This window comes from Aquirufa sp. A-Brett2-15D (assembly GCF_054558735.1).
In genome coordinates, this window is the sequence record NZ_JBSKFT010000001.1 from 212,166 (window position 1) to 229,311 (window position 17,146).

At 38.1% G+C, this 17,146-nt stretch carries 17 protein-coding genes; 11 read left to right on the forward strand and 6 right to left on the reverse strand.

Features of this window, described 5'->3' with window-relative positions; translation table 11 throughout:
* The first annotated feature begins 35 nt into the window (after positions 1-35).
* Entirely contained in the window at positions 36-293 is a 258-nt protein-coding gene (gene rpsT / locus ACST14_RS00965; protein WP_223130782.1) for a 30S ribosomal protein S20, read from the forward strand.
* A gap of 74 nt (positions 294-367) precedes the next feature.
* Positions 368-1,042 (forward strand): RadC family protein, encoded by a 675-nt coding sequence (radC, locus tag ACST14_RS00970; protein WP_459459654.1) that lies wholly within the window; start codon positions 368-370, stop codon positions 1,040-1,042.
* Between the two features lie 147 nt (positions 1,043-1,189).
* Here radC and hisB read toward each other — a convergent pair whose 3' ends face one another.
* Entirely contained in the window at positions 1,190-2,302 is a 1,113-nt protein-coding gene (gene hisB / locus ACST14_RS00975; protein ID WP_459459656.1) for a bifunctional histidinol-phosphatase/imidazoleglycerol-phosphate dehydratase HisB, read from the reverse strand.
* A 57-nt stretch (positions 2,303-2,359) separates the two neighbouring features.
* Between hisB and ACST14_RS00980 the strand changes: the two genes are divergently transcribed.
* Together ACST14_RS00980 and ACST14_RS00985 are read left to right on the forward strand one after the other, a co-directional pair.
* Positions 2,360-3,571: a hypothetical protein gene (locus ACST14_RS00980; RefSeq protein ID WP_459459658.1), complete on the forward strand. Its 1,212-nt coding sequence runs from the start codon at positions 2,360-2,362 to the stop codon at positions 3,569-3,571.
* 152 nt (positions 3,572-3,723) lie between these two features.
* Positions 3,724-5,559: a DEAD/DEAH box helicase gene (locus tag ACST14_RS00985; RefSeq protein ID WP_459459659.1), complete on the forward strand. Its 1,836-nt coding sequence runs from the start codon at positions 3,724-3,726 to the stop codon at positions 5,557-5,559.
* Positions 5,560-5,591: 32 nt separating this feature from the next.
* Here ACST14_RS00985 and ACST14_RS00990 read toward each other — a convergent pair whose 3' ends face one another.
* Together ACST14_RS00990 and apaG are read right to left on the reverse strand one after the other, a co-directional pair.
* Entirely contained in the window at positions 5,592-5,960 is a 369-nt protein-coding gene (locus ACST14_RS00990; RefSeq protein ID WP_459459661.1) for a hypothetical protein, read from the reverse strand.
* Positions 5,960-6,346 (reverse strand): Co2+/Mg2+ efflux protein ApaG, encoded by a 387-nt coding sequence (gene apaG / locus ACST14_RS00995; RefSeq protein WP_459459663.1) that lies wholly within the window; start codon positions 6,344-6,346, stop codon positions 5,960-5,962. The genes ACST14_RS00990 and apaG overlap by 1 nt, the downstream gene beginning before the upstream one ends.
* A gap of 15 nt (positions 6,347-6,361) precedes the next feature.
* Here apaG and ACST14_RS01000 point away from each other — a divergent pair, with 15 nt between their 5' ends.
* Entirely contained in the window at positions 6,362-7,048 is a 687-nt protein-coding gene (locus ACST14_RS01000; protein WP_459459665.1) for a uracil-DNA glycosylase, read from the forward strand.
* 119 nt (positions 7,049-7,167) lie between these two features.
* Here ACST14_RS01000 and ACST14_RS01005 read toward each other — a convergent pair whose 3' ends face one another.
* Positions 7,168-7,464: a DUF4286 family protein gene (locus tag ACST14_RS01005; protein ID WP_459459667.1), complete on the reverse strand. Its 297-nt coding sequence runs from the start codon at positions 7,462-7,464 to the stop codon at positions 7,168-7,170.
* A complete protein-coding gene (locus tag ACST14_RS01010; RefSeq protein WP_459459669.1) occupies positions 7,461-10,403 on the reverse strand; it encodes an FAD-binding and (Fe-S)-binding domain-containing protein in 2,943 nt (980 codons plus the stop codon). Before ACST14_RS01010 ends, ACST14_RS01005 begins: the two co-directional genes overlap by 4 nt.
* A 137-nt stretch (positions 10,404-10,540) precedes the next feature.
* On the opposite strand from ACST14_RS01010, the gene ACST14_RS01015 reads away from it, so the two are divergent.
* Positions 10,541-11,776, forward strand: coding sequence for an ABC transporter permease (locus tag ACST14_RS01015; RefSeq protein WP_459459671.1), 1,236 nt, complete (start codon positions 10,541-10,543; stop codon positions 11,774-11,776).
* 106 nt (positions 11,777-11,882) lie between these two features.
* On the opposite strand, the gene mdh is transcribed toward ACST14_RS01015, so the two are convergent.
* On the reverse strand, positions 11,883-12,818 hold the full coding sequence (gene mdh / locus ACST14_RS01020; RefSeq protein ID WP_459459673.1) for a malate dehydrogenase: 936 nt from the start codon (positions 12,816-12,818) through the stop codon (positions 11,883-11,885).
* 97 nt (positions 12,819-12,915) lie between these two features.
* Between mdh and ACST14_RS01025 the strand changes: the two genes are divergently transcribed.
* From ACST14_RS01025 to ruvA, 5 genes are all read left to right on the forward strand, one after another.
* Positions 12,916-13,335 carry a YkvA family protein gene (locus ACST14_RS01025; protein WP_459459675.1) on the forward strand — a complete coding sequence of 140 codons (420 nt, stop codon included), beginning with the start codon at positions 12,916-12,918 and terminating at the stop codon, positions 13,333-13,335.
* 58 nt (positions 13,336-13,393) lie between these two features.
* Positions 13,394-13,600 (forward strand): Sec-independent protein translocase subunit TatA/TatB, encoded by a 207-nt coding sequence (locus ACST14_RS01030; RefSeq protein WP_201737841.1) that lies wholly within the window; start codon positions 13,394-13,396, stop codon positions 13,598-13,600.
* 77 nt (positions 13,601-13,677) lie between these two features.
* A complete protein-coding gene (gatA, locus tag ACST14_RS01035; RefSeq protein WP_459459678.1) occupies positions 13,678-15,093 on the forward strand; it encodes an Asp-tRNA(Asn)/Glu-tRNA(Gln) amidotransferase subunit GatA in 1,416 nt (471 codons plus the stop codon).
* On the forward strand, positions 15,083-16,408 hold the full coding sequence (locus tag ACST14_RS01040) for a lytic transglycosylase domain-containing protein (protein ID WP_459459680.1): 1,326 nt from the start codon (positions 15,083-15,085) through the stop codon (positions 16,406-16,408). The genes gatA and ACST14_RS01040 overlap by 11 nt, the downstream gene beginning before the upstream one ends.
* 2 nt (positions 16,409-16,410) lie before the next feature.
* Positions 16,411-16,998, forward strand: coding sequence for a Holliday junction branch migration protein RuvA (gene ruvA, locus ACST14_RS01045; RefSeq protein WP_459459682.1), 588 nt, complete (start codon positions 16,411-16,413; stop codon positions 16,996-16,998).
* Positions 16,999-17,146: the final 148 nt, after the last annotated feature.

Genomic DNA, 17,146 nt, shown 5'->3' on the forward strand with positions numbered 1-17,146 from the left:
TTTCAATTTTGTAAAAAGAGAATTTTATTTAACAGATGGCAAATCATAAATCAGCACTAAAGCGTATCCGTTCTAACGAAGCAAAGCGTTTACGTAATCGTTACCAACACAAGTCTACTCGTACATTAATCAAGAAATTGAGATTGACGACTGATAAATCTGTGGTGGTTGAGCTTTTCAAGCAAGTTTCTTCGTCTTTAGATAAATTAGCTAAGAAAAACATCATCCATAAGAATAAAGCTGCAAATCAAAAATCTAAATTAGCTAAGTTAGTGAACAAAGTAGCTGCCTAGTTTTAGATAATCAAGATAGTGATAAACCCCTCAACAAGAGGGGTTTATTCGTTTATATGGCTTACCTTTCTTGCATGAAAATTGTCAAGAAAGAGGATTTGCCTCGAGAAAAATTAGCTCGATTAGGAGCAGGGGAATTATCATTGGTCGAAATCTTGACCCTTATTATTAGTTCTGGATTTGCAGATCATTCGGCTTCTGAATTAGCTCAAGAACTGATTAATTCAGTGGAGGGTGATCTGTCTGTTTTAGCACGTTATAATTCATTCGATTTCAAGAAATTAAAAGGCATTGGCCCGGCTAAGGCGGCCTTACTTGTTGCGTCCCTAGAACTAGGCCGCAGGAGACAGATTTTTGAGTCTAGCACTAAACTAGTCATTCGGAATTCGATGGATGCTTACAGCTTAATTAAGCCCTATCTATCGGATTTGATTCGAGAAGAGTTTTGGGTATTTCACTTAAATAGAGCTTCTACTGTTGTTTTAGCAGAAAAGTTGAGTATTGGAGGAGTTTCTGGTACAACGGTCGATATTCGTTTGCTCTATAAGTCTGCGCTAGAGCGATTAACATCCTCCATTATTTTAGCGCATAATCACCCTAGTAATCAGATGAGGCCTAGTAGATCAGATATTGAATTAACAAATCAGGTAGTAGCGGCTGGAAAGATATTTGATATCGATGTGGTGGATCACCTCATCGTGGGAGCAACTACATTTTATAGTTTTGCAGACGAAGGAAAATTAAACTAAAAGAGAGGGGATTATTTTCCTCTCTCTTTATAGATCTGTTGAAGTTTAACACCTACTGCTGTTGAAATGGCAAGTAAGATGATAAAAAACGCTGCTCCTGAATATCCCATTGTATTGTTGTTTAATGATGCAAATTTACGAAAAATTTTAAAGAAGTCCTTTGGTGCTAGGCAAAGAATCTAAATTTTTTCGATCACGATTCACCGCTATTTTAATGGCTTTAGCAAAAGCTTTAAAAATTGCCTCGATTTTATGGTGTTCATTATCTCCAGTCGCTTGAATATTTAAATTGCATTTAGCCCCGTCTGAAAATGATTTAAAGAAGTGAAAAAACATCTCTGTGGGCATTTCGCCTATCATTTCGCGCTTAAAAGTTGCGTCCCAAACTAGCCAATTTCGACCTGAAAAATCAATCGCCACTTGGGCTAAACAATCATCCATGGGCAATAAAAAGCCATAACGTTCGATTCCTTTTTTATTTCCTAAAGCTATGGCAAATGCCTCACCTAGGGCAATTCCAGTGTCCTCGATGGTATGGTGTTCATCGATGTGAAGATCCCCTGCTACTTTTACAGCTAAATCTAGATTTCCGTGCTTCGCTATTTGGTCTAACATGTGATCGAAAAAGCCTACACCACTTTCATTTTTAGCAAGTCCTTTCCCATCTAAATTTAATTCGATCGATATCTTAGTTTCGTTGGTGTTACGCTCGTGTAGAACACGTCTTTCCGGTAACAAGAAGAATTCGTGTATCTCATTCCAATTGGAACACTGCAGAGCGGTAAACGCTTGCAAATCTTGGGGTATTTCAAGATCACCTAGTAGAATGCCTTTAGCACCTAAATTCTTAGCTAATTCAATATCTGTTAAGCGATCACCGATCACATACGAATTTGGTAAATCATATTCCTTTGTAAAATATTCTCCCAGCATACCGATACCTGGTTTGCGGGTCGGTTTATTTTCATGTGCAAAACTGGGGTCGATGTGAATTTGTTCGAAGATGATACCTTCAGAGGCAAAGATGTCGAGCATTTTTTGATGCACCGGCCAAAACGTTTCTTCCGGGAAAGAATCGGTCCCTAAGCCATCCTGATTAGTTACCATTACTAAATGATACTCACTAATGGTCGTGATTTTCTTAAGATTAGAGATTACCTCTGGCAGGAAAGCTAACTTTTCAAAGCTATCTACTTGCTGGTCTATTTGGGGTTCTTCAATTAAAGTCCCATCTCTGTCAATAAATAACACCTTTTTCATCTGACAAAGGTAAGCAAATAAAAAAAATAAGGTAATTTTGAGCTAGAAATAATCCATATGAGCCAGGTTTTTGCACTAGTTACACCCGAAGAAAAAGCGTTTTTTGCTAAGCGTTTAGCTGATCTCTGTACAGAGAAGCAGGAAAAGGTGACAGAATTGATTCCTGCCTTTGAGGCTGTCGTGTTAGGTAGCGTACTTAAATTATTTCGGAATAGAATTCGTTTTAACGCCCTTTACAATTTTATGTTGGCTAAATCTGCTCCTAAAGAGGATGTAGCTAAATTATTGAGTTCAGGAAATGGGATGCCGGATTATGAACTGATGTATCGTTACGGCGAAGGAATGATGGGCATTTTATTGCCAGATAAAAAAAGTGCTATTGCTACCTTATTAGGAAGTCAGTTAGGGGCTAAAAGTTCAACAATTATCAAGGGGCTAACCTTGAGTTTTGCGTTATACGGTTATCGTTTGAAAGAGTTTGATTATGATGCTTTACGTGATTTCAAATCTTTTGGTGATTATTATCAACCTGTTAAAAATGATTTTTATGCTTTAGCTCCGGCTAAGATTCAGGTGGTTTTAATCGATGTCTTAGTCTTAAAAGATGTCTTTAAAGGTGATTCTACTGTAAATGATGAGCCCTATTCGCCTTCTGATAATAATTCGGCACGAAATTATAAGTTAATAGCTGGTGTTATATTGGGTATTTTAGTGGTCGGTATTGCCTTGTTTTTTGGTTTACGTAAAGAGGAGGTAGTTGCAGAAAAAGAGGAAACTGATCAAATCATCCCTATTGATAGCTTAAATAAACTGAATGATAGTTTAACGAAAGCCGTATTAGATTCTGCAAAGACAAAGAGTGATTCGCTTGTTACCTTGGTTTGGCCAGGTGGTACTCCATTTGAAGTTCCTAAAGAGTCAATTGTGGTTGCTTTTCATGCCTATGCATCAGATTCAACGGTTACCACACCTCTAGATCTGACATGTACCGAACTAGATTTTAGTGAAAAAACTGAATTATTATCTTCTCCTAAGACGTATTTGTTCAAGCGAATCGTCGATGGGATGAATAAATTTAAAGAGGTAGATGTTCAGATTCAAGTGGCTTCTGATAAAGGGGTTGTTCTGGCAAAAGAGCATGCTTATGTAGTCAAAAATCGACTAGTAGGTGAGGGCCTAAATCCCAAAAGAATTACCATTGCAACTCTACCTAATTCCTTGAATAATCAAATCATTTTCCGCTTTAAAAAGCGTTCTTCATTAAAATAGTACAATTTCATAGGTTTCTAATTTAATAAGCGGTACTTTTGTGCTTTGTTTATTAAATACATCCGCAGGAACTCTCTTTTTCCTTTTTTCAAAGGCTATCGGCAGGAGTTAAATTACGGATGTGTTCGGGCATCGTAATTAAAATATATCAAATGAGTGAAAAAATTCGCTTCGATTCCCTTCCATTGTCGGAAGGAATCCAAGAAGCAGTGAAAGAAATGGGCTTTGAGTTTGCTTCTCCCATCCAATCAGAAGCAATTCCTTTCGTGATGGAAGGTCGTGATGTCATCGGACAAGCGCAGACAGGTACTGGTAAAACAGCAGCCTTCGGTATTCCGATGATTGAGCATATAGTTCCTTTTGAGAAGTATGTTCAAGCAATCATCTTATGTCCTACGCGTGAATTAGCGGTTCAAGTTTCTGAGGAAATGAAGAAGTTGTCTAAGTTTACTAAGGGTGTTTGGGTGACGACGGTTTACGGTGGAGATTCTATCGATCGTCAAATTAAGTCCTTGAAAGCAGGGGCTAACATCGTAGTAGGTACTCCAGGTCGTGTAATCGACTTAATCGAGCGTCGTGCATTGAAATTAAATCAAGCATCAATGGTCGTTTTAGATGAGGCAGATGAGATGTTAGATATGGGTTTCCGTGAGGATATCGAAAGTATTTTGGAAGAAATTCCAAATGAGCGTCAGACAGTCTTGTTCTCAGCAACGATGTCTAAGCCGATAATGGCTTTGACTAATCGTTATTTGACCAATCCTCAGTTAGTTAAAGTGGTTAAGAACGAAATCACGAATGTGAACATCGAGCAATTATACTATGATGTGAAAGGTCGTGCGAAAATGGAAGTGACGACACGTTTAATCGATTTCTATTCGTTGAAATTAGTGTTGATTTTCTGTAACCAAAAGAAGCGAGTGGATGAAGTGGTGGAAGAATTGGTGTTGCGTGGTTATGCAGCAGAAGGATTACACGGTGATTTGCGTCAATCTCAACGTACCCAAGTGATGAATCGTTTCCGTTCTGGAAATGTGAGTTATTTAGTGGCTACAGATGTGGCTGCGCGTGGTTTAGACGTAGATAATTTAGATGCCGTAATCAATTATGATATTCCTTTAGATGAAGAATATTATGTACACCGTATCGGTCGTACAGGTCGTGCCGGTAAATCAGGAAAGGCTTTCACTCTAGTGGTAGGTGCTGAGCGCAATCGCTTGCGCGAAATCATGAACTATACGAAAGTGAAGATTGATAAAGGTGTTATACCTACTTTCTCTGACGTAGTGGGAGTAAAGAAGGGGATGTTTATTGATCGAGTAGGTGCTACAATCGCTGAAGGTGGTTTAGAGTTATTCGATGATGCATTACCTAATTTCCAACATGCTGGCTTCACTGTGGAGCAAGTGGTGGCTGCGTTAGTGAAGATGAATATGGGTGTCGTGAAGAACGAATTCGGTGATGAGAATCTCGAAGGCGATATGGAACGTAGCTCACGCAAATATGGTCGTGACGAACGCGGCGGTGGCGGTGGTCGTTTCGAAAGAGGCGGTGGCGGTGATCGCTGGGGCGGAGGAGACCGTGGCGGAGATCGTCGCGGTGGTGGTCGCTTCGAAAGAGCTGGTGACCGTGGCGGTGATCGTGGTGGTGATCGCGGTGGTCGCTTCGAAAGAGGTGGTGATCGTAATGCTGCTCCTCGTGGTCCACGTGTAGATCGTGAAGGCAAGCCTTACAAGTCAGATGAAAACATGGTACGTTTAGTGGTTAACATTGGATTTAACGAGAAGATCTCTCCTTCGAATATCGTAGGAGCCTTCGCTGGAGAATCTGGAATTCCAGGAAATGTATTAGGTCAAATTCAGATCGAAAACAAACACACTTTTGTGGATGTTCCGAAAGAATACGCTAACGTTGTAATAGACAAAATGGGTGGAGCTCAAATCAAGGGCAAGCGAGTGAATGTCGAAATTGCGAAAGCAGAAAAATAAGTAAAAGGGGCTCAGTTAGAGCCCCTTTTTTATTACATCTTTCGTAAGTAAAAGTTTTGTTTAGGACAAATGGGTTTGAAAAATACCAAGCCTAATTTAAACAGATCCACCGTTTGAATCACCTTTGGATGTATTTTTAAGGCATTCCAAAAATCTTCCTTTTCGTAAGGATTTCTTAGAAGAAGGAGTGTATTTTCATCGATTTTGGCAGGATTAAAATTTTCCTGTACTTCATAAATTGAATAGGCTGGATATCGAAATGATAAAGCCTCATTTAATTCTAGGTAGGATAGCTCCCCTTTCAAATAGGGGTTTAATAATTCGACATATAAAGCATAGATAGACGGAGAATGCAAACCATGCGCCGTTTGTGCCTTAAAAAAAAATTGCAGCCGATTCATTAATTTAAGTGAAAAGCGGGGATAAGTTCAAAAGGAGGGATTTCCACTTTAAAAGTTGCCTGATTCTCTAGATTAAGGAATACATAATGTCCACTCATTTTTCCAATCGAAGAGATTAAAGGGCAACCTGATGTGTAGGTAAATGAATTACCTATTTCGATGATGGGTTGTTGTCCCACGACACCCAGGCCATTGACAGTTTCTTTAGAACCAATGCCATCTACGATCTCCCAAAAACGACTAACTAATTGCCCTGGTTGATTACTCAAATTTTTGATTGTAATTTGGTAGGAGAAAAAGTGTTTATAAGGCGGATTCAATTCAAATTCTGGTAGATGAGTGGTGTCTACTGTAACTAAAAACCCGTTTGAATATGCTTCTGTCATCCTATAAATGGTAAAATGAGTAATATCAACGTAAAATTAGCTGATTCTTTGAATAATGATTGGAAAATGGTGTTGAATTCATCGCTTTCAGCTATTTATTTTCAAGAATTAATTCTGTTTCTCGATACCGAAATCGCCACTCATGAGATCTTTCCTCCGGCTAAGTTCATTTTCTCAGCCTTCCAACATAGTTCTTTTCAAAAAACTAAAGTAGTGATTATTGGACAAGACCCCTACCACGGAGTGGGGCAGGCTCAGGGTTTATCATTTTCAGTCCCTAAAAATTTCCCCTTGCCTCCTTCACTTCGGAATATCTATAAAGAGATATTTAATGACCTGAAATTGATTCGCTTAAGTGGGGACTTAAGCCCTTGGGCAAATCAAGGAGTGTTATTGTTAAACACGGTCTTAACTGTTCGCTCCGGTGAACCCGGTTCTCACGCAAAAAAAGGCTGGGAGAAGTTTACAGAAGAGGTAATCAGTCAACTAAGTCAACAAAAAGAAGCAGTCGTTTTTGTTTTATGGGGTGCATACGCCCAAAAATTAGCCAAACACATTGATTCTCAGAAACATTTCGTGATTCAAGCGGCTCATCCATCACCTTTATCGGCTAATAGAGGTGGATTTTTTGGCACGAAACCTTTTTCGAAAATCAATGAATATCTGGTGGCTAGTGGTCAAGAAGCGATTGATTGGGCGTGAGAATATCGAAATGGTAAATAGTGAATGGTAAATGGTGAATGGTAAATGGTGAATGGTAAATGGTGAATTCTCTACTTTCACTGTCCACTGTCCACTGCCCACTGACCACTGCCCACTGTCTACACCCTTTTCAGCTGACTCGAAAAATACACAAACTGATTCGCAAATTCTTTTTGGAAAAATCCTGATACAATTCCTTCGATATATTCTTGATGCGATTCTTCAAATGTAGGCAACCAACATTGCAAAGAAAAACCAGATGAGTCGGGCTCTTGATGGGAAGTGATTTCGAATAAATGGATTTGTTCAACGAAGTCCTGCTTCTCTATTTCAGGCATTAAGACTGTTTTTAATGCTCGCAATGCGGAATCAGTAATACTAGGTTCGAAGAATAGTGAAATATTATATTGTATCATTTTAGGGCGTTATAGAGAATTTCTGCCGTATGGAATCCTGTTTGCTCGATACCATCTTTGATTTGATGTCGACAAGAGGTTCCGTTACTAGCGATGATGCTTTTAATTGGCTTGTCAAGTAAACGAGGGAATAATACGAGGTTAGCTATTTGTTGCGATAATTTATAATGTTTCTTTTCATAGCCAAAAGACCCCGCCATACCACAACATCCTGTTGGTAATAATTCCACTTCGTATTGAGATGGTATTGTTAAGGCAATACGTGTCGATGTTAACCCTGCAATGGACTTTTGATGGCAATGGCCATGTAAAAGAATTTTCTGCTGTTTTCCATGGAAAGAATCGGAAGAAATTTTACCTGATTTAAATTCGCGCGCTATAAATTCATCGATTAATAGGCAATGGGGTTTTAATTTTTCTGCATCCGCCCGTTTTTCTGGGTCCACTAAGGCAGGTATTTCATCCCGAAAAGTTAAGAGTGCGCTGGGTTCGATTCCGATAAGTGGATGATCTGCCGAAATTAAATCGGTTAATTTTTCAACATTGGCGTTAGCTAATGCTTTCGCCTCTACCAGCATGCCTTTAGAAATAAAGCTTCGGCCTGATATGATTCCCAAAGGAATTTCGACACCATAGCCTAATTTATTTAAAAGCCTTATTGTTTTTTGGCCTAATGGTACCTCGTTGTGATTTGTAAATTCATCTGCAAAAAGGTAAACCAGGCCATTCTTAAAGTCATTTTGTGGATTCTTCTTCGAATAACGATGAAACCATGATTCTAAACTAGTGAATTGAACGGCTGGTAAGCTTCTTTCAAAAGAGAAGCCCATCGCAAACTTAATCAACGAAGAGGTAAGGGGGAATTCCACCAAAAAATTATAAAAAGGAGCCACATAGCTTGCATATCGTTGCAGCGTAGGGAAGTGGCCGATTAATTTAGTGCGAATAGGAACCCCATTTTGCAAATACGATTGTTGTAAAGTTTCTGCTTTTAATTTCCCCATATCCACTCCCGATGGACATTCTGTTTGACAACCTTTACAGGATAAGCATAAATCAAGGATTTCGTGCAGGGCAGGATTTGTAAATGTCTCTTCTTTAGGAGAGTTCAATAATTGCCTTAGCATATTGGCACGCGCTCTAGTAGAATCCTTTTCTTGTAAAGTGGCCATATAACTAGGGCACATCGTCCCTCCGCTTAGGGCTGTTTTTTTGCAATCCCCTGATCCGGAACATTTTTCAGCTAACCCTAAGGGGTTTTTCCAAACACCATAATCGAAGAAATAGGATGGTTCAATTACATTTGTATCTCTGATTCGCAAGGAGGTATCCATCGCTGGAGTTTCCGTTATTTTTCCTTTATTGAAAAGATTATGAGGGTCAAAGACCTGCTTTATCTCTTTAAAAAGTTCATAAACATCAGGTCCCATAAGTTCAGGAATAAATTCTCCACGTAAACGACCATCCCCGTGTTCCCCACTCAAAGAGCCATTGTATTTCTTTAGTATTTCTACCGTTTCAGTCAATAAGGTTCTAAAAAGCTTGATTCCTTCTTCACTTTTCAAATTAATAAACGGCTCAATATGTAATTCTCCAGCTCCAGCATGTGCATAATAGGCTGCTTTAGTCTGGTGTTTTTCTAATAATTGTTGTATTTCCGCGATATAAGCAGGTAGGTCCGAAGGGTCTACCGCGCAATCTTCAATTAAATTAACCGGCTGGGTGTCTCCCTCAAGATTCCGAATTAGACCTAATCCGGCTTTTCGAATGTCCCAACCTTTATTAATATCATTTCCCCACAAGGTAGGGTAAGCGTAGCCTAATTTTTGTTTTTTACATGATTGAATCAGCGTGGAAACCTTGTTTTCAAGATCCTGGTGATCAGTACCGCGTAATTCAACCAATAAGATGGCCGCCGGCTTTCCTTCTATGAATCCTCGGTCTTTTTCGAAATTCGGATGACCTTCTGTGAAAGATAGAATATAGTCATCCACTAATTCCGATGCAAGAATGGGATGTTTTAATGCCTCGATATTTACCTGCAAGGATTCTTGTAAGCTAGTGCAATGGATGCAAACTAGGGCTACTTCTGGCTCAGGAAGATCGATCAAGTTCAATTTCATGGAATGTACCACAGCCAATGTGCCTTCTGAACCTGCGATTAATTTAGATAAATTAAATAGTTCCCCATTTTCCGAAAAAGGCTGCATTTCTACAAGCGCATCTAAGGCATATCCTGTATTTCGTCTTGTAATCGATTTTTTAGGGAATTTATCCTTTATCAACCTCTGGATTTCCGGATTATTCAACATACGGTGAATTTCTCGGTAGATCTTTCCTTCTAAATTTTGAAGCGTCGTTTTATGGTAAAATTCTTCGTCAGTTAGGGGATGCGTATGAATTTCAGTGCCGTCAGATAAAAATGCACGTGTTTCTAAGATATGATCTCGCACATTTCCCCACACAATACTGTGTAATCCACAACTATTATTCCCGAGCATTCCACCTAAAAGTGCCCGATTTGCAGTAGAGGTTTCTGGGCCAAAAAACAAATCAGCCGATGCGAGGTGTTTATTTAAATCATCCCGAACTATTCCAGGTTCTATCCAAACACTTTTTTCTTTTCTGTTTAATGAAATAACTTTTCCTAAAGCGGACGAAATTTCCATTACAATTCCATCCCCCACCACTTGCCCAGCTAAGGAAGTTCCTGCGCCTCGGGGAATTAAACTTGTCTTGGTTTGAGCTGCAAAGAGTATGAGTCTTTTGATATCTTTCGAAGAAGCCGGAATAGCCACTGCAGCTGGTTTTACTTCGTAAACGGATGCATCTGTAGCATAAATACGCTTGGCAATCTGCGAGGGTTGGCTCTCGTCAAAAAACAATTGACCTTCAAAATGGTCCTTTAACAAACGTACTTCGTAATTGCTCCAGCTCATAATTCCTAAAGGAAAAGTGAATTTACGAAATCCAATCTTACCTTCATATTGCCATTCAAAGTTTATACGCTCTGTTCATAAAAAGGTAACGTATTTCTAGTGATTAATTTTTTAAATTTGATCTCGAGCAAAATCCTATGAAGTTTTTAATTCAAGTTTACGAGAGTTTAATTTTTGCCTACCAGGCATTGCGGTCTAATATTTTAAGAACGACTTTGTCATTATTGGGCGTAAGTGTGGGGATTTTCGCCATTGTAGCAGTTTTCACTGCGGTGGACTCCTTGAATAAGAATATTCGTTCAGAGATTGATTCCTTTGCCGGTTCTGGTGTTTTGTATGTGGGGAAATGGCCCTGGATTATGCAAAATAATTATCCTTGGTGGAAATACTTGAATCGCCCAGAGATGAAATATACGGAGTTCCAGTTTTTGAAAGACAATCTAAAATCGGCTAAAGCCATCGCTATTATTGATAATGGTCGTTCTGCCTCTGCTTCTCAAGGAAGTTCTAGTATGGATGTTAATATGACGGGTGCTAGTTATGATTACAATCAAATTACGAGTGTTCCAGTACAATTTGGTCGGTATTTTCTGCCTATTGAGTCTGAAAATGCCCTAAATGTGGTTATTATTGGTTCCAAAGTTTCTGAAAACCTGCAAGCCATCGTAGGGGATCAAATTAAATTAAATGGTATCAAATTTTTGGTTATTGGTATAATTGAGAAGAAGGGAAATGATATGCTTGGTTTTGGTGGTACACCAGATGAAAAAGTTTTTATTCCTTATTCTACTTTCTCAGCTGTATTTCAAAAAGATAAACCGGCACCCGACATTGCTATTAAGGCTATGGATGATGATCTAGGTCAAGAGAATTTAGAAGGAGAGGTTACTGGCCTAATGCGTTCATTACGTTCCATTAAACCAAAACAAGAAGCTAATTTTTCGGTTAATCGCCTAGATGGTCTGAATCAATTTTTTGATGGAATTTTTGCTGCTTTAAATGTGGCTGGAGCCTTGATTGCTGGTTTCTCCTTATTGGTAGGAGGGTTTGGTATCGCAAATATTATGTTCGTGTCTGTTAAAGAACGGACTAATATTATTGGTATTCAAAAATCGCTTGGAGCGAAAAATTATTTCATTCTTTTCCAATTTCTTTTTGAGGCAGTGTTCTTAAGCTTAATTGGTGGTGTAGTGGGTATAGGATTAGTCGTCTTACTCACGCTCATACCGCAAGATGCCCTACCACTTGTGCTTTCTATGAAAAACATTTTTACTGGATTATTTATCTCTAGCTTTATTGGTATTCTTTCGGGAATTATACCTGCTTGGGTTGCCGCTAAAATGGATCCTGTGATCGCCATTCGATCTAAATAAATTATCACAGGCCACTGTCCACAGGCTACTGACTACTGTTATATATTCGCATAAAAAAAGGCCTCTCCTAAACGAATAGGAGAGGCCTTTTGAAATTTAGTTCAACTTACAGAGATAATGTCTCTAAAACAGCGTTCATATTACGAACAGCGTCAGCTGATTTATTGAAAGCAGCTTGTTCGTCTGCAGTTAATTTATAGTCTACGATTTTCTCCCAACCATTCTTGCCTAAAACAACAGGAACTCCTAGGCAGATATCTTTTTGGCCATATTCTCCTTCTAAAGGAACACAACATGCCATAATTTTCTTTTCATCACGAACGATTGCTTCTACTAAAGCCGCTCCTGCAGCACCCGGTGCATACCACGCAGAGGTTCCTAATAAGCCGGTTAAAGTTGCTCCACCTACCATAGTGTCAGCTACTACCTTATCCAAAGTGGAATCATCTAAGAATTGAGCGACAGGAACTCCATTATAAGTAGCTAAACGCTTTAAAGGAATCATTGTCGTATCTCCGTGCCCACCAATGACGGTACCCGAGATATCGTTAATAGACACATCCATTGCTTTTGCTAAATAACATTTGAAACGAGCTGAATCCAAAGTACCACCCATACCAATGATGCGGTGCTTATCTAATCCTGCAATCGAATTTGTTAAATAAGTCATTGTATCCATCGGGTTAGAGATGATCACGATAATCGGATTCTTCGAATGTTTTAAAATATTTTCAACTACACTTTTTACAATACCCGCATTTACGCCGATTAACTCCTCACGAGTCATACCAGGCTTACGTGGAAGTCCAGAAGTAATCACAACAACATCCGAGTTAGCAGTCTTAGTATAATCATTAGTCGACCCGATTAAGGTTGTGTCAAAGCCTAATAGACTGGCTGTTTGATACATATCTAATGTTTTACCTTCTGCGATACCTTCTTTGATATCTAATAAAACTAATTCATCTGCTAATTCTTTTCTAGCAATGTTGTCAGCACAAGTTGCTCCTACTGCACCTGCTCCTACTACTGTGATTTTCATTATAAAAATTTTTGGTTCAACTGATTCAAAAAACGATACAAAAATACGACAAATCCTTAAATCATTTCATTATATTTAAGCATTAATATAAATAATTATGTCACCTTCAGGAAGCTGGGTTAAGCAAATTGTCGATTCCCGATTTTTTAAAGAAGCCATGGAAAGGAGTGAGTTACTTTTTTCTGAAAATAAATTAGGGTTATTAACACTATTAAAAGGGGCCTTAAAAAAGGTGCAAGAAACGGCTGCTAGTACTAATTTAACGGTAGTTAGGTTATTGAACCGGTATATAATTCTTTTTAGTGCATTGGTTAAGGCTTATGTACAAGGTAATTATACGAAATTGCCTTTGATTACGTTAGTTAAAATTACTGCCGCTTTACTTTATTTTGTGATGCCCTTTGACTTTATTCCAGACTTTTTACCTCTTGTAGGTTTTGCGGATGATTTAGCGATTGTAGTTTGGGTAGGAAAAGCGATCAAAGAGGAGCTGGATGAGTTTGAAAAACATCTTTAAATACACGAATAATTAACCTTTTTTAAATATATTTACGAAAATTTAGACAAAACACGTTATGATGACTGCAAGCATATTATTGTTTTTAAACAGCCTTGGCGGTGGCGAAATGCTACTTATTGGTTTATTAATATTATTGTTTTTTGGAGGAAAGAAACTTCCAGAATTAATGAAAGGCCTGGGTAAAGGTATTCGCGAGTTTCAAAATGCGAAAAATGATGTAAAAGATCAGATCAACAAAGAGTTAGACGATACGAAAGAATAAGTCACTCTACTACTATATATCTGCATAGTTGAAGAAATTCAACTATGCTTTTGTGTTTATAAAGATTCCCCTTTTTAATGAGTTATACGAGTCAACCCTATGTGAAGATCAGGGAGAAATTGTTAGCGGGTGAGCTTTCGGTTTCCACTATTGTTCAAAGCCATTTAGATCAAATTCATATCCATAATAAAGCATTGAATGCTTTTTTAGAAGTATATGAAGGTGAGGCAAAGGCGATGGCTCTGGTAGTAGATGCTAAATTAAAAGCGGGTACGGCAGGACGCTTAGCAGGTTTGGTGGTGGGGATAAAGGATTTATTATGCTATCAAGGTCACGGTTCTCAGGCTGGTAGTAAAATTTTGAATTCTTTCAAATCAACATTCTCAGCTACGGCGGTTCAGCGTTTATTGGATGAAGATGCCATTATCATAGGTCGCCAAAACTGTGATGAGTTTGGAATGGGGAGTACGAATGAGAATTCTGCTTTTGGTCCTGTATTGAACTTTGCTAATCAAGCTTATGTAGCTGGAGGAAGTTCAGGCGGATCTGCCGTGGCTGTTCAGGCTGGCATGTGTCAAGTTTCATTAGGAACGGATACAGGTGGATCGATTCGTATGCCAGCTGCTTTTTGTGGTGTTATAGGTTTAAAACCAACCTATGGATTGGTCTCTCGTTGGGGTTTAATCGCCTATGCGTCTTCTTTTGATACGATTGGGCCTATTGCAAACCATGTGTCGGATGCTCGATTAGTATTGGATATAATCAAAGGGGATGATGGGCAGGATAGTACGTTGGTAGCCCAAATTCCTACTCCTAATTCTGATAAAAAGCGAATAGCCTATATCAAGGAAGTGGTGGAACATGCTAGTTTGCAGCCAGCGATAAAGGCTGCTTTTGAAAAGAAGGTAGCTCATTTAATCAATATTGGTTATTCAGTGGAAGGGGTTGATTTTCCTTATATAGATCAATTATTGCCCACTTATTATGTATTAACAACGGCTGAATCGAGTTCAAACTTAGCCCGGTTTGATGGCGTAAAATTTGGTCATCGTACAGCTAATCCTGTTGATTTGATGCAACTCTACAAAAGAACCCGACAAGAGGGTTTTGGCGAAGAAGTGAAGAGACGTATTATGTTAGGGACTTTCGTATTAAGTGCAGATTATTACGATGCATATTATACTAAAGCCCAAAAAGTGCGGCGATTAATTCAAGATAAAACGTTAGCGATTTTATCAGATTATGATTTTATTATATCTCCTACGACGTCCTCCACTGCCTATCGTTTAGGAGAAAAGACTTTAGATCCAATTCAAATGTATTTAGGTGATCTTTTTACTGTTCAGGCTAATGTGGCCGGTATTCCAGGGCTATCTATTCCGATGGGAGTTGATTCCACCGGATTACCGATGGGTTTTCAATTAATGACGTATCCTTTTCAAGAGGATAAGATGTTAGATTTAGGTGAAAAAATTTACGCATATGAGACATAAAATCATTCTTCTTTTTTGCTTTTTATTTTCTCTGATTGCTAAAGGTCAGATAACTGGAGCATATCAGCCTGCTTATGATTTTAAGCAAATAGATTCATTAGCTAAAGTAGATCAAGGCAGTCCCACTAGTTTAAAAATTGATCCAAGTTTAATTAAAGATCGTTTGACTAAATTAGAAAACGAGATTCCTCTAAATTATAATTTTGTTACTCATCAATTTGTAGAAATTTTTGCTTTTCGAAAGGCAAGTTTTACAAAAAAAATGTTGGAAAGAAAGGATGTATATTTTCCTATTTATGAAAAATATTTAAAGAAATATGATCTTCCGGATGAATTAAAATATTTATCACTAATTGAGTCGGGGCTAGAGAATAAAGCTATTTCAAACAAAGGTGCAGGGGGTTTATGGCAATTTATGCCTTCTACAGCTCGTGGTGGATTTGGGTTAAGAGTAGATCAATATGTTGATGAACGCTTTGATGCTGAACGTGCAACAGAAGCAGCGTGTAAATATTTAAAACAGCTATATACCATTTTTGGAGATTGGCATTTAGCATTAGCCGCATATAATACTGGGCCCGGCAATGTAAAAAGAGCTATTAGAAAATGTGGCGCTAGTGATTTTTGGGGAATTTATGCTTGCCTTCCTAAGGAAACAAGAGCTTATGTTCCTCAGTTTATTGCTATGAACTATATGATGAATTTTCATTGGGATCATTCTATTCAACCAGAAAATTGGATGATAGAAATACCTAAAGATTCAATTATGGTAAGCGGTTATTTGAATCTATCCATTCTTACCAAATTAACAGGTTTTTCATTAGATACCCTTAAAAAGCTAAATCCTCATATTTTATCTCATTTTTTGCCGAAAAATACTCAAAATGTTAGTCTTCATATTCCCAAAAGTAAGTTTAACTATTTTACTCAGAATAGGGAAAGAATTATGGATTCTTCCCGATTTGATAGTAAATCAGTAAAACAGGATGATGATGATTTAGCAGATTCACTTGATAATCAGGAGTTAATAGAGGGAAAATCTGTTTCATCTTCAAAGCGTTTCTCTTATCGGGTAAAGAAAGGAGAAAATTTGTCTCTTGTAGCTAAGAAATTGAGAGTGTCTTTAGCCGTTTTAAAAAGAACAAATCGGATTAAAGGAAGTAAGTTAAAAACTGGACAACTTCTTTATTATTATAAAATAGTATCTAATAAACCTTATATAAAGAAGAAATCATCCAAGCGCAATAAATATTCAAGTAGAAAAAAGCAAACAAAGAAAAAAAGTACATCTAAAAAACGCCGTAAACGCAGGTAATTATGATAGCTTATTTGAAAGGTAAATTAGCTCACAAAGATCGAGCACATGTAATTATCGATGTGAATGGGGTGGGTTATGAGGTGAAAATCTCTCTTCAAACTTATGCCGCTTTAGCTGATGGGGAAGAAAGTTGTAAGCTGTTCACTCATTTGCAAGTGAAAGAGGATTCACATACGCTTGTTGGATTCCATTCGATGGATGAAAAACTGTTATTTCTTGATTTGATTTCTGTTTCAGGTATTGGATTAAGTACGGCATTAGTGATGTTGTCGTCCTTTTCTTCGAATGAGATTCGTTCTGCTATTATGAATGAAAATATAGCTTTGATACAATCCATTAAAGGAATAGGATCAAAATCTGCACAACGGGTTATCTTAGAATTGAAAGATAAGTGTAAGAAAGACGCCTTATTTGTAGAGGCAGGAATAGCGTCTCATGATTCGAATTTTGGTCATAAGCAAGAGGCCCTAGCTGCCTTAGTTACCTTGGGTATTCCGCGTATGGCTGCCGAAAAGAGTTTGGAAACCATACTCAAATCTAATCCGGATGCGACTGTTGAAAATTTAATCAAATTAGCCTTGAGATAGTTGAGTATAGGTAAAAGACAATTGTGGTCCTTTTTTTTGCCCTTTTATGTAGGGATAGGAATGATGTTGTCTTTTTCAAGTGTAGCTCAAGTCGATTCAGTCTCAAAATCAGGTAAAAAACCGAGGTTATCTTTAAAAAAATCAAATC

Bases quoted from the DNA above. Each gene is read 5' to 3' on its own strand.
- rpsT (WP_223130782.1), top strand. From the start codon at position 36: ATGGCAAATCATAAATCAGCACTAAAGCGTATCCGTTCTAACGAAGCA.
- radC (WP_459459654.1), top strand. From the start codon at position 368: ATGAAAATTGTCAAGAAAGAGGATTTGCCTCGAGAAAAATTAGCTCGA.
- hisB (WP_459459656.1), bottom strand. From the start codon at position 2,302: ATGAAAAAGGTGTTATTTATTGACAGAGATGGGACTTTAATTGAAGAA.
- ACST14_RS00980 (WP_459459658.1), top strand. From the start codon at position 2,360: ATGAGCCAGGTTTTTGCACTAGTTACACCCGAAGAAAAAGCGTTTTTT.
- ACST14_RS00985 (WP_459459659.1), top strand. From the start codon at position 3,724: ATGAGTGAAAAAATTCGCTTCGATTCCCTTCCATTGTCGGAAGGAATC.
- ACST14_RS00990 (WP_459459661.1), bottom strand. From the start codon at position 5,960: ATGAATCGGCTGCAATTTTTTTTTAAGGCACAAACGGCGCATGGTTTG.
- apaG (WP_459459663.1), bottom strand. From the start codon at position 6,346: ATGACAGAAGCATATTCAAACGGGTTTTTAGTTACAGTAGACACCACT.
- ACST14_RS01000 (WP_459459665.1), top strand. From the start codon at position 6,362: ATGAGTAATATCAACGTAAAATTAGCTGATTCTTTGAATAATGATTGG.
- ACST14_RS01005 (WP_459459667.1), bottom strand. From the start codon at position 7,464: ATGATACAATATAATATTTCACTATTCTTCGAACCTAGTATTACTGAT.
- ACST14_RS01010 (WP_459459669.1), bottom strand. From the start codon at position 10,403: ATGAGCTGGAGCAATTACGAAGTACGTTTGTTAAAGGACCATTTTGAA.
- ACST14_RS01015 (WP_459459671.1), top strand. From the start codon at position 10,541: ATGAAGTTTTTAATTCAAGTTTACGAGAGTTTAATTTTTGCCTACCAG.
- mdh (WP_459459673.1), bottom strand. From the start codon at position 12,818: ATGAAAATCACAGTAGTAGGAGCAGGTGCAGTAGGAGCAACTTGTGCT.
- ACST14_RS01025 (WP_459459675.1), top strand. From the start codon at position 12,916: ATGTCACCTTCAGGAAGCTGGGTTAAGCAAATTGTCGATTCCCGATTT.
- ACST14_RS01030 (WP_201737841.1), top strand. From the start codon at position 13,394: ATGATGACTGCAAGCATATTATTGTTTTTAAACAGCCTTGGCGGTGGC.
- gatA (WP_459459678.1), top strand. From the start codon at position 13,678: ATGAGTTATACGAGTCAACCCTATGTGAAGATCAGGGAGAAATTGTTA.
- ACST14_RS01040 (WP_459459680.1), top strand. From the start codon at position 15,083: ATGAGACATAAAATCATTCTTCTTTTTTGCTTTTTATTTTCTCTGATT.
- ruvA (WP_459459682.1), top strand. From the start codon at position 16,411: ATGATAGCTTATTTGAAAGGTAAATTAGCTCACAAAGATCGAGCACAT.